The organism is Kosakonia sp. BYX6, assembly GCF_038449125.1.
GTDB lineage: Bacteria > Pseudomonadota > Gammaproteobacteria > Enterobacterales > Enterobacteriaceae > Kosakonia > Kosakonia calanthes.
Genome location: NZ_CP151800.1, coordinates 139,183 through 150,979 on the forward strand (window position 1 = coordinate 139,183; position 11,797 = coordinate 150,979).

Here is an 11,797-nt window from a genome sequence, read left to right on the forward strand (position 1 = left end):
CGCATGAAAATTAGTGATGGCAACTGGCTTATCCAGCCGGGTCTGACATTAATTCAGCCTGTTCAGGTGTTCGACGTTGAACAGCAGGGTAATGAGATGGTGGTGTATGCCGCGCCGCGCGATGTGCGTGAGCGAACCTGGCAATTGGACACGCCGCTGTTCACGCTGCGCTTTTCCTCGCCGCAGGAAGGCATCATCGGCGTGCGCATTGAGCACTTTCAAGGCGTGGTGGATAACGGGCCACACTTTCCGCTCAACATTGTGCAAAACGTCCCGGTGGAAATGCGCAACACGGATGAGTTCGCCGAATTGCAAAGCGGCACGCTCACTGTGCGGGTGGGCAAAGGCGAAAATTGGGCGCTCGATTTTCTGCGCGGTGACGTGCGTATTACCGGTAGCCAGCTAAAAAACAACGGTTATGTGCAAGACGGCAACAATGGGCGTAACTATCTGTTTGAGCGGCTCGACTTAGGTGTGGGTGAAACCGTGTATGGACTCGGCGAGCGCTTTACTGCGTTGGTGCGCAATGGCCAGTCGGTGGAAACCTGGAACCGCGACGGCGGCACAAGCACTGAGCAATCCTACAAAAATATCCCGTTTTACCTCACCAATCGCGGCTATGGTGTGCTGGTGAATCACCCGGAAGCGGTGGAATTTGAAATCGGTTCGGAGAAAGTCAGCAAAGTGCAGTTCAGCGTCGAAGGGGAGTATCTGGAATATTTCGTTATCGACGGCCCCACTCCGCAAGATGTCCTGAACCGTTATACCCGCTTTACTGGCCGTCCGGCGTTGCCGCCCGCGTGGTCGTTCGGCTTGTGGCTTACCACCTCGTTTACCACCAACTACGACGAAGTGACGGTGAACAGCTTTATTGATGGCATGGCTGAGCGCCAGTTGCCGCTGCATGTTTTCCACTTCGACTGTTTCTGGATGAAAGCTTTCCAGTGGTGCGATTTCGAATGGGATCCGCTGACTTTCCCGGACCCGGAAGGGATGATCAAGCGCCTGAAAGCGCGCGGGCTGAAAATCTGTGTCTGGATTAACCCCTACATCGGCCAGAAATCCCCGATTTTCCGCGAATTAAAAGAGAAGGGTTACCTGCTAAAACGTGCGGACGGGTCGCTGTGGCAGTGGGATAAATGGCAGCCAGGGCTGGCGATTTATGACTTCACCAACCCGGAAGCCTGCCGGTGGTATGCCGACAAGCTTAAAGGCCTGGTGGCAATGGGCGTAGACTGCTTCAAAACAGATTTCGGCGAGCGCATCCCAACGGATGTGGTATGGCATAACGGCGCTTGCCCGCAAAAAATGCATAACCACTATGCCTACATTTATAACGAGCTGGTGTGGAACGTGCTGAAAGAAACCGTTGGTGAGCAGGAAGCGGTGCTGTTTGCTCGCTCGGCTTCCGTCGGTGCGCAACAATTTCCAGTGCACTGGGGTGGCGACTGCTACGCCAATTATGAATCGATGGCGGAAAGCCTGCGCGGCGGGCTGTCCATTGGTCTTTCCGGTTTTGGCTTCTGGAGCCATGATATCGGCGGCTTCGAAAACACCGCGCCTGCCCATGTCTATAAACGCTGGTGCGCATTCGGCTTACTCTCCAGTCATAGTCGCTTGCATGGCAGCAAATCCTACCGTGTGCCGTGGGCCTACGATGAAGAGTCCTGCGATGTGGTGCGCCATTTCACCCAACTGAAATGCCGCCTGATGCCCTATCTTTACCGCCAGGCTGCGCTCGCCAGCGAGTTTGGTTTACCGATGATGCGCGCCATGATGCTGGCTTTTCCGGACGATCCGGCCTGCGATTACCTCGACCGCCAGTATATGCTCGGTGATGCGCTGCTGGTTGCACCGGTGTTTAGCGAAGCGGGAGATGTGCAGTTTTATCTGCCGGAAGGGCGTTGGACGCACTTGTGGTACAACGACACGATCAACGGCAGCCGCTGGCATAAACAGCGTCACGACTTTATGAGCCTGCCGGTTTACGTTCGTGAGAATACGTTGTTGGCGCTGGGTAATAACGATCAACGCCCGGATTATGCCTGGCATCACGACACCGCGTTCCAGCTATTTGCATTGGAGGATGGGCGAGAAACGCTATGCGAAATCCCCGATGACAAAGGTGCGGTTATCTTCTGCCTGCACGCGAAACGTGAAGCAGGCGTAATTAATGTACGCGCCGAAGGCGAGGGGCAGGGTTGGACACTGTGCCTGCGTAATATCACGAAGATAGCAAGCGTGGAAGGCGCGACGCAGGCGAGCAGTGAACTTGGCGTCGTGATCACACCGCAGGGCGGTGAAATCCGCATCGCGCTTTAAGGAAGTTGCCCGGTGGCGCTGCGCTTACCGGGCCTATGAACTTCAAATCGTAGATCGGATAAACGTTAGCGCCATCCGACAATTGTGGGTCAGGGTGTCGCCTGAGTTGGTGTTTCAACTGGTGGCGCAACAACGGCGCCGGATACGACGCCACCGTGCATGCTCTGTTTAACCTGCTGTTTTTGCGCATTCAAAACCTGCAACTCACCGTTGACGGATGGTTTTAACGGCGCGTCGGCGCGTACACTGCCGCTGGCGGTCAGTTGCAGATTGCCGTTGCCACTTATCGGCAGCGCTGGCCAGCCCCATTCCTGCAACACATTCACCGGCACGCCGCGTCCGTTCAGGCTGAGGTTCACGCGGCGATCCGGCGTTTGCGCAACCACCGCTCTGGTTTCCAGCAAGCCCTGGCCGGTAAACGCGCTCAACTCGGTGACATTGACCGTGCTGTTGTTGGCGTTAAGCGCCAATGATGGGCGGCGAACATCCACGCGGTTAAATGTCGCGGCAGCGGCATTCAGTTTTGCTGAGCCGCCCCACACGCCCCATTGGCGTTCACGCACCAGTTGCAAGTTGTCGCCGTAACCATCCAGCGCCGTAAGCTGCCACGGGAAGGTCGAGTCGATATCAATCACCAGGTTACGGCTCGCGCTGAATTTTTTCAGGACCAGGCTGTTCAGCCATGGCGGTAGCTCATCCATCCACAACTGTTTCCAGTTATCCGGCAGCGTGTATTCCAGCCCGGCAAAAGCGGCGTCGTCCAGCACCAGTGCATTTCCGTTGCGATACCAGTTACCGGAAGTGCGCACCATGCCGTTTTCCCAGCGCGACGTGAACTGTTGCAGCTCAATGCCCTGCGGCGAGAAGTTGGCATTCAGAATGGGATCAAACAGATGCAGCGATCCGTAGATAAACTCGTTGGCATTCATCGACAGCCGACCGTCTTCGCTTTTCCAGTCGCCTTTCACCAGCGTCAGGTTGCGCAAACTCAAATCAAGATCGGTCACCGCCCACTCCGGCCCTTGCAAGCGGGCATCCGTTACTTCTACCCGGCCAATTTGCAGAGAAGGCAGAGTGGTGAGCGGCGCGAAGAAATCGAGCAGGGATTTATCACTTTGCAGGCGGATATCATTGAGGCGCAAATTATTCACCACCCAACTGCCATCTGCGCCGCGTTGCGCATCGCCGGTGAGCGAACCTCGCGCCATATCCGCGCCAATGGTGGTGAGCGTTACCACATCTTTATCGATACTGCCCTGAATTAATACATTACTGGCAGGAACGCCGTTTAACGTCAGCGATCCGGCGCTCATCTGAATCTGCGCTTTACTGCCAATCACATTCCCCGCGACGGGCTCCCAGGGCGCAACGCCACCGGTAACGCGCTGCGCACTCAGATCCCAGCCGGTGGTCGGGCTGTTAAACGCCATATTGCTTAATTGCAGGCGGTCAGATTTGAAAGGAAGTGGCGCGGCGGCCGGGGAGAGATTCAGCGTTCCATCCTGTAACAGAATGGTGTCGGCGTGCAGTGGATCGGTCAACTGTCGGCTACTCAGGCCAATATCAACCATTTTCGCATCCAGCGTGGCGGGTTTGCCTTTGCGGCCGAAATTCACATTTTTCAACAACACATGCGACGGGGAAGAGAAGCGGTGATCCATCGCTTCAAAGGTGAGGTGGTAGTCGCTGTTATCGCTTACCCATTTGCTGACCTGTGTCGCGCCCCAGCGCGTTTGCAGCAGAAAATAGCACGTCAACATCGCCACAAGCAGGACGATAACGACAACAAGTAGCAGCTTTCCAATAAATTTCATGATCTTCCATCCCCGAAGTGTCAATCAGGCAGTTATGCACGATTTATGCGCAATGCTCAAGGGCGGAATGATGAAAGGAGATGACAGCGGCAACGGGGGGCGCCCCATTGCCGCGGGGTTAATCAGTTTTTCTCTGGCGGAAAAATCAGATTCAATACGATAGCGGTGATACCACCTGCGGCAATGCCGGAAGAGAGCAGGTTTTTCAGCCAGTCCGGCGCGAATTGCAGGATTTGCGGCTGTTGAGAAACACCCAGACCCACGGCCAGCGATAGCGCGATAATCAGGATCGCGCGGCGGTTCAGCGGCTCGCGGGAGACGATACGCACACCGGATGCGGCGATGGTGCCGAACATAACCAGTGTTGCGCCGCCTAGCACCGGCTCCGGCAATTGCTGTACAAACGCACTCACTGCTGGGAACAGGCCGAGCACGATCAGCATCAGCGCGATGAAGAAACCGATGTAGCGGCTGGCAACGCCGGTCAACTGGATAACGCCGTTGTTCTGGCCAAAGCAGGAGTTCGGGAAGGTATTGAACACCGCAGAAACGAAGGAGTTGAGGCCATTCGCCAGTACGCCGCCTTTCAGGCGTTTCATATACAGCGGGCCAGCGACCGGTTGCTCGGAAACGTCAGACGTCGCGGTGATATCTCCGATGGTTTCCAGCGAGGTGATCATGAACACCAGCATCAGCGGCGGCAGCAGGCTCCAGTCAATGCTCAGGCCGTAATAGAGCGGTGTGGGCACCATAAAGTTGTCGGTCGGCGCGCTATATTCCGGCAGCATGCCCATAAACATCGCCAGCACATACCCGGCCGCCATGGCGATCACCAGCGAGGCAATACGCAGGTACGGGTTGCGTTGGCGGTTAAGCAGAATAATCAGCCCCAGCACGACCCCTGCCAGCAGCAGATTTTTCGGTGCGCCGAAGGTATGGTTGCCCATTGCCGCGAAGCCACCGCCGACGGAAGTCAGGCCTACCTGAATCAGCGACAGGCCGATAATCATCACCACCACGCCGGAAACCAGCGGGGTAATAATGCGGCGTGCCAGCGGCAGAATGCGCGAGATAACCATTTCAGTGCAACTTGCCAGCATCAGGGTGCCGAACAGTGCCGCCATCATCGTGGGGACATCCGCCCCGCCGGTTTTCAGCGCGGTTCCGCCCATAATCAATGGCGCAACAAAGTTGAAACTGGTGCCCTGAATCGACAGCAGACCGGACCCCACCGGACCCCAGGCTTTGATTTGAATGATAGAAGCAACGCCGGATGCGAACAGCGACATGCTGATGATGTGCTGAGTGTCCTGAGCCGGCAAACCCAGCGCCTGGCAAATCAACAACGCGGGCGTGATAACGCCAACAAACATCGCCAGCAGGTGTTGCAGCGCGGCAAACAGGGTTTGCGGCAGCGGCGGGCGGTCTTCAAGGCGATAGATCAGTTCGCTGGGTTGCGTCTGCGCAACCGGTTGCGCATTTTCGGACTCGATGGTGTTTACGGACATCTCAAGCAATCCCCTGATGGAAAAGCGCTGATTTTATCGGACTGTTTGGTAAAAGCAAACGGTTGCTATGTTAAAAGCATACTTTTCTAAGGGATGTTGTTTTCGCGGGGTTAGGTTCTAAAAATCAGGCGTTAGAGTAGCGTTCTGTTTCCGGCATCCAGCGATCAATTAAGGCTTCAGCCAGCTGCGGATAACGTTCATGAATATGGCGCGCAACGCGCTGGACTTCCGGGATCATTGCCTGATCGCGCAGCAAATCCGCCACTTTGAATTCGGCATTGCCGGTCTGGCGCGTGCCGAGTAACTCGCCAGGGCCGCGGATTTCTAAGTCTTTTTGCGCAATCACAAAGCCGTCATTGCTGTCGCGCAGCACTTGCAGACGTTTTTGCGCGGTTTTGGAAAGCGGAGATTTGTACAGCAGCACGCAATGTGAGGCCACCGCGCCACGGCCAACGCGGCCACGTAACTGGTGGAGTTGCGCAAGGCCGAGTCGTTCCGGGTTTTCGATAATCATCAGGCTGGAATTGGGGACATCCACGCCGACTTCGATCACCGTGGTGGCAACCAGCAGGTGCAATTCGCCCTGCTTGAATGCCTGCATAACGGCCTGTTTTTCAGCGGGTTTCATGCGGCCATGCACCAGTCCGACATTCAGTTCCGGCAGCGCCAGTTTGAGCTCTTCCCAGGTCGCTTCTGCCGCCTGCGCTTCCAGCAGGTCGGACTCTTCAATCAAGGTACAGACCCAATATGCCTGGCGGCCTTCCCCCGTGCAGGCGCTGCGCACGCGGTCGATAATCTCGCTGCGGCGCGTATCTGGAATGGCGACGGTAGTGACCGGTGTGCGCCCCGGCGGCAGCTCGTCGATGACCGAAGTATCCAGATCGGCATAAGCGGTCATCGCCAATGTTCGCGGGATCGGCGTTGCCGTCATAATCAACTGGTGCGGGTGAAAGCCCTGCAGCTGGCCTTTTTCCCACAGCGCCAGCCGCTGGTGGACACCGAAGCGGTGTTGTTCATCAATGATCACCAGCGCCAGGCCGTTGAACTGCACCTGTTCCTGGAAAATGGCGTGCGTGCCGACCACCATCTGAACCTGACCGCTGGCGATCGCTTCCTGCTGTGCCAGACGTGCTTTACCTTTCTGCTTGCCCGCCAGCCAGCCCACTTCGATACCGAGCGGGGTGAACCAGTTGCGGAAATTGTTGGCATGCTGCTCGGCCAGTAATTCCGTCGGGGCCATCATTGCCACCTGTTTGCCATTAGCAATCGCGCGCAGCGCTGCGAGGGCGGCAACCAATGTTTTACCGGAACCCACATCACCCTGAACCAGGCGCATCATTGGAATATCGAGTGCCATATCGCGCTCGATTTCGGCGACTACACGCGCTTGCGCGCCCGTCGGTTTAAAAGGTAGGGATGCCAGCAGGCTGTGCTTCAGCGTATCGTTCGCGGAGAGTGATTGTGCATGGTAACGCTGCGCACCGGCGCGCAGCGCCAGCATACTCAGGTTATGCGCCAGCAACTCTTCCAGAATCAGTCGACGTTGCGCAGGATGCTGGCCACTCTCCAGATCGCTTAATTGCAAAGATGGCGGCGGGCGGTGCAAGGTGTGTAACGCGTCCGGCAGACTCATCATGCCCTGCGCCAACTCGGGCGGCAGCAGTTCGCTGATGGCGCAGGTTGCCAGCAGTTCCAGTGCCTGGTCAGTTAATTTGCGCAGCGTTGCCTGTTTGACGCCTTCAGTGGTGGGGTAAATCGGCGTCAGCGTTTCTTGCAATTCGGGCGTGCTGAGATCGCCCTGCACACGGTATTCCGGATGGATCATCTCCGCGCCGTATTTCCCGCGTTTTGCTTCGCCGTAGGCCAGCACACGGCGGCCAGTGGCAAGACTGTTTTTCATCGCCGCGTTGAAGTTGAAAAAGCGCATGGTGAGGATGCCGCTACCGTCGCTGATCTGACAGGTCATCATCCGGCGACCACCAAAGGTGATGTTGCAGTTCAGCACTTCGCCTTCCACCGTGGCGTAAACGCCTGGCAACAGATCAGCAATGGGGTAAAGCTGAGTGCGGTCTTCGTAGCGCAGCGGAAGATGTAAAAGCAAATCCTGAACGGTATACAAGCCGATTTTTGCCAGTTTGCTGCTCTGCGCCGCGCCGACGCCGGTCAGCGAACTCAGGGGCACCGCATCGAGCAGCTTACCTTTCATTGGTTACTCCGAGGCCTGCATAGTGGCCCACCACGCTGGGTCGGCTTCGATTTGCCCCTCATTATTCACATGAGGGTAGGGCAGGCCTTTGCGTTTTGCGACTCTTGCCAGCACCGGGTAACCCCCTTCAAACAACAGACGTTGTTGCTCGGCGTCCGGCAGCATGCTGTTTTCGCGCTGATACATCCCGGCGTTTTGCCGCTGGCGTTGCGCTTCATAAAGGATAAGTGCCGAGGCAACAGAAACGTTCAACGACTGCACCATGCCGATCATCGGGATGATGATGTCCTGATCCGCGAGCTCCAGCGCTTCCTGGGTGATCCCGGTTTTCTCCTGACCCATCAGAATACAGGTCGGGCGGGTATAGTCGATTTCTCGAAAGTCGACGGCTTTGGCAGACAGGTGAGTGGCGAGGATTTGCATGCCACGCTGTTTCAGGACGCCAACCGCGTCAGCGATGGTGCGGTGGGTTTTGACTTCCACCCAGCTATTGCTGCCCGCCGCAGAAGACGCCATGGTGCGCATGCGGTTGCCCGGCCAAACGGCGTGGACTTCATGCACGCCGACGGCGTCTGCCGTGCGAATAATGGCAGAGACGTTATGAGGTTTGTGAACCTGCTCCATGCAGACAGTCAGGTCAGGCTGACGCCTGGCGAGCATCTCGCGGATACGCGCATAACGCTGTGCATTCATAAAATCAGTTTCGGTTGCGGGTGACTTTAATCACATCCGGCATCACACGAATTTTACGCATGATATTCGCCAGATGGACGCGATCGCGCGCCGTAAGACGGATGAAAGCGCTGTAAACGCGACCATCTTTCTCTTCGGTATTCAGACTCTGAATGTTGGAAGTGGCCGTGTTAATGGCTGCCGTCAGGTTAGCCAGCGCGCCTTGATGGTTGAACATATCCACCTTGATCTCGGTGATAAATTCCTGCGCGGTCTCTGTGTCCCACTCTACGGCCATAAATTTCTCAGGCTCTTTCTGGTAGCCACGGATATTACGGCAGGACTCATGGTGGATAACCAGCCCTTTACCGGGGCTGACGTGGGCGACAATCGGGTCGCCAGGGATTGGGCGACAGCATTTGGCGAAGGTGATAAGCACCCCGTCAGCGCCTTTAATTGGCAGATGGCCATTGGCGTTGGACGGTGCTTGCGTTGCTTGTACGGCTTCCCCTTGCTGCAAGTTTTTCGCCACCACGACGCTCATGGCGTTGCCGAGACCGATTTCTGCCAGCAAGTCGTCAAGTGAGGCCAGTTTCATGCGGTCCAGTTCGCTCTGAATATGTTCCGGCGGGATTTCCGCCAGCTTGCGGCTACCGCCCAGCGCGTGATTCAACAAACGGCGACCCAGGCTTACCGAGTCATCGCGCTTGAGGTTTTTCAGCATCTGGCGGATTTTGGCGCGCGCTTTCGAGCTGACGACAAAATTCAGCCAGGCGGCATTTGGGCGAGCGCCCGGCGCGGTAATAATCTCTACTGTCTGGCCGCTGGAGAGCGACTGCGACAGCGGATACGGCTGGCGATCGACGCGTGCGCCAACGCAGGCATGGCCAATATCCGTGTGAACCGCATAAGCGAAATCCACCGGCGTCGCGCCAGCGGGAAGTTCGACAATGCGGCCTTCCGGGGTGAAAACATAAATCTCATCGGGGAAAAGATCAGATTTAACGCTTTCGATAAATTCAAATGAGCTACCGGCGCTTTGTTGCAGTTCCAACAGGCTTTGCATCCAACGCTGCGCGCGGATTTGTGCGGTGGTGCTGCTCTCACCGTGCTCTTTATAAGCCCAGTGCGCGGCAACCCCCATCTCTGCCATTTGATCCATATCTTCGGTACGGATCTGCACCTCAACCGGCACGCCGTGCGGGCCAATCATTGAAGTGTGCAGCGATTGATAGCCGTTCGCCTTGGGAATGGCGATGTAGTCTTTCACGCGACCGGGACGCGGCTTATACAAACTGTGCATCTGACCGAGTACGCGATAGCAGGTATCCAGGTCATGCACAATGACGCGGAAGGCGTAAATGTCCATGATCGAGTGAAAACGCTGCTCTTTGAGCACCATTTTGCAGTAGATAGAGTAAAGATGCTTTTCGCGACCGCTGACACGGCAGGGAATGCCCGCTTCTTGTAAACGCCCCTCGATTTCGGAGAGGATTTTTTGAATCATCTCTTTGCGGTTGCCGCGCGCAGCTTTGACCACTTCTTTGATCACGCGGTAACGGTTTGGGTACAACGCTTCAAAGCCCAGCTCTTCCAGCTCGGTTTTAATGTGATGAATACCTAAACGGTGCGCCAGCGGACTGTAGATTTCGAGAGTTTCACGGGCGATGCGACGACGTTTATCCGGGCGAAGAGAGCCCAGCGTGCGCATGTTATGGGTGCGGTCGGCGAGTTTGATAAGAATGACACGGATGTCTTGCACCATCGCCATAATCATCTTGCGAAAGTTTTCGGCTTGCGCCTCTTTCTTGTCCTGAAACTTGAGCTTATCAAGTTTGGACACCCCTTCCACCAGCTCGGCAACGCTTTTCCCAAACAGCTGTTCCATATCCTGGTAGGTGGCAGGGGTATCTTCAATCACGTCGTGCAGCAGCGCGGCCATCAGCGTTTCGTAGTCGAGTTTCATCTCGGCCAGAATACAAGCCACCGCTACCGGGTGCGTGATATAAGGTTCACCGCTTGAACGTGTTTGACCCTCGTGAGCGTCACGTGCAACGAGATAAGCCTGCCTGAGACGTTTGATTTGGTCTTCAGGCAGATAGTTTTGAATCAGCTGATTCAGGCTTTCAAACAGATACAAGGGTGACCTGCAGGTTAATTAACGACGACCTTCAGCAATGGCGGTAACAGCCTGCAGTTCTGCGGCTTCCTGCTCTTGCTGCTCCTGGCGCTCACGTACATCGAGGATCTGGTTGTTGATCAGACCTTCTTCGATTTCACGCAGCGCGATAACGGTGGTTTTATCGTTTTCTTCCGGTACTAACGGATCTTTACCGCCAACCTGCATCTGACGAGCGCGACGCGCGGCGACCAGCACCAGGTCAAAACGGTTACCAACTTTCTCTACAGCGTCCTGAACAGTTACGCGTGCCATACTTAAAATGCTCCACAGGTGAAGAAATGACTGGGCATGATACTGAAACCAGGCTCAGTCTGCCAATAGTTTGCTGATTAAAGCGTCATGTCGCTGCTTTTGGCGGCTCATGCGCAGGCGTTCGGCGCGAATAATGGTCTTCAGATCGCCCAAGGCGGTATCGAAATCATCATTCACAATCAGGTAATCATATTCCGCGTAATGGCTCATTTCCGCAACCGCCTGAGCCATACGTTTCGCGATCACCTCTTCGCTATCCTGACCGCGCCCACGAAGGCGACGATCCAGCTCTAGCTTTGACGGCGGCAGAATAAAGATGCTGCGCGCCTGCGGCATGCGGGTGCGAATTTGCTGCGCACCCTGCCAGTCGATATCCAGGAAAACATCTACGCCGGTTGCCAGCACTTGCTCAATAGCGGCGCGAGAAGTGCCGTAATAGTTTCCAAAAACCTCAGCATGCTCAAGAAACGCATCATCATTAATCATGGCTTTGAATTCATCATGATTAACAAAGAAATAGTGTTCACCGTGCACTTCACCGGGACGCGGAGCGCGTGTGGTGTGCGAAACAGAAACTTGTGTGTCGTATAACGGTTGGGTTTTCAGCAAAGCCTGGATGAGGCTTGATTTACCCGCGCCACTGGGGGCGGAAACAATATAAAGCGTGCCTTGAGCCATGAGAGTCTTTTGTATGTGGATTGCGAAAGGAAACTTACATACGTGCCTATTATACACATCAGCGCTATGTGACGTAGTCTTTGTCACACTTTTTCCCACTGAGTATGGCATTTTGCGAGCTGTTTTCCTGATTTGTTTGCAATTTTTCATAGCGGCATCGAAT

8 protein-coding genes are annotated in these 11,797 nt (G+C 55.7%); 1 reads left to right on the plus strand and 7 read right to left on the minus strand.

The window, feature by feature from the left end; all coding sequences use genetic code 11:
• Positions 1–3 precede the first annotated feature (3 nt).
• Positions 4–2,322 (plus strand): alpha-xylosidase, encoded by a 2,319-nt coding sequence (yicI, locus tag AAEY27_RS00535; RefSeq protein WP_342323029.1) that lies wholly within the window; start codon positions 4–6, stop codon positions 2,320–2,322.
• 89 nt (positions 2,323–2,411) lie between these two features.
• Here yicI and AAEY27_RS00540 read toward each other — a convergent pair whose 3' ends face one another.
• The 7 genes from AAEY27_RS00540 to gmk form a co-directional block, all read right to left on the minus strand.
• On the minus strand, positions 2,412–4,136 hold the full coding sequence (locus AAEY27_RS00540) for an AsmA family protein (RefSeq protein WP_342323030.1): 1,725 nt from the start codon (positions 4,134–4,136) through the stop codon (positions 2,412–2,414).
• Positions 4,137–4,258: 122 nt separating this feature from the next.
• Entirely contained in the window at positions 4,259–5,644 is a 1,386-nt protein-coding gene (locus AAEY27_RS00545; protein ID WP_342323031.1) for a nucleobase:cation symporter-2 family protein, read from the minus strand.
• Positions 5,645–5,768: 124 nt separating this feature from the next.
• Complete coding sequence (gene recG / locus AAEY27_RS00550) at positions 5,769–7,850, minus strand: ATP-dependent DNA helicase RecG (protein WP_342323032.1); 2,082 nt, start codon at positions 7,848–7,850, stop codon at positions 5,769–5,771.
• 3 nt (positions 7,851–7,853) lie between these two features.
• Complete coding sequence (gene trmH / locus AAEY27_RS00555) at positions 7,854–8,543, minus strand: tRNA (guanosine(18)-2'-O)-methyltransferase TrmH (protein WP_342323033.1); 690 nt, start codon at positions 8,541–8,543, stop codon at positions 7,854–7,856.
• 4 nt (positions 8,544–8,547) lie between these two features.
• Positions 8,548–10,662 (minus strand): bifunctional GTP diphosphokinase/guanosine-3',5'-bis pyrophosphate 3'-pyrophosphohydrolase, encoded by a 2,115-nt coding sequence (gene spoT / locus AAEY27_RS00560; protein ID WP_342323034.1) that lies wholly within the window; start codon positions 10,660–10,662, stop codon positions 8,548–8,550.
• A gap of 18 nt (positions 10,663–10,680) precedes the next feature.
• Positions 10,681–10,956 carry a DNA-directed RNA polymerase subunit omega gene (gene rpoZ / locus AAEY27_RS00565; protein ID WP_007369481.1) on the minus strand — a complete coding sequence of 92 codons (276 nt, stop codon included), beginning with the start codon at positions 10,954–10,956 and terminating at the stop codon, positions 10,681–10,683.
• Between the two features lie 54 nt (positions 10,957–11,010).
• Positions 11,011–11,634: a guanylate kinase gene (gmk, locus tag AAEY27_RS00570; protein WP_342323035.1), complete on the minus strand. Its 624-nt coding sequence runs from the start codon at positions 11,632–11,634 to the stop codon at positions 11,011–11,013.
• Positions 11,635–11,797: the final 163 nt, after the last annotated feature.

What these genes read in the sequence shown, in the direction of transcription:
- yicI (WP_342323029.1), top strand. Translation starts at nt 4, where the DNA reads ATGAAAATTAGTGATGGCAACTGGCTTATCCAGCCGGGTCTGACATTA.
- AAEY27_RS00540 (WP_342323030.1), bottom strand. Translation starts at nt 4,136, where the DNA reads ATGAAATTTATTGGAAAGCTGCTACTTGTTGTCGTTATCGTCCTGCTT.
- AAEY27_RS00545 (WP_342323031.1), bottom strand. Translation starts at nt 5,644, where the DNA reads ATGTCCGTAAACACCATCGAGTCCGAAAATGCGCAACCGGTTGCGCAG.
- recG (WP_342323032.1), bottom strand. Translation starts at nt 7,850, where the DNA reads ATGAAAGGTAAGCTGCTCGATGCGGTGCCCCTGAGTTCGCTGACCGGC.
- trmH (WP_342323033.1), bottom strand. Translation starts at nt 8,543, where the DNA reads ATGAATGCACAGCGTTATGCGCGTATCCGCGAGATGCTCGCCAGGCGT.
- rpoZ (WP_007369481.1), bottom strand. Translation starts at nt 10,956, where the DNA reads ATGGCACGCGTAACTGTTCAGGACGCTGTAGAGAAAGTTGGTAACCGT.
- gmk (WP_342323035.1), bottom strand. Translation starts at nt 11,634, where the DNA reads ATGGCTCAAGGCACGCTTTATATTGTTTCCGCCCCCAGTGGCGCGGGT.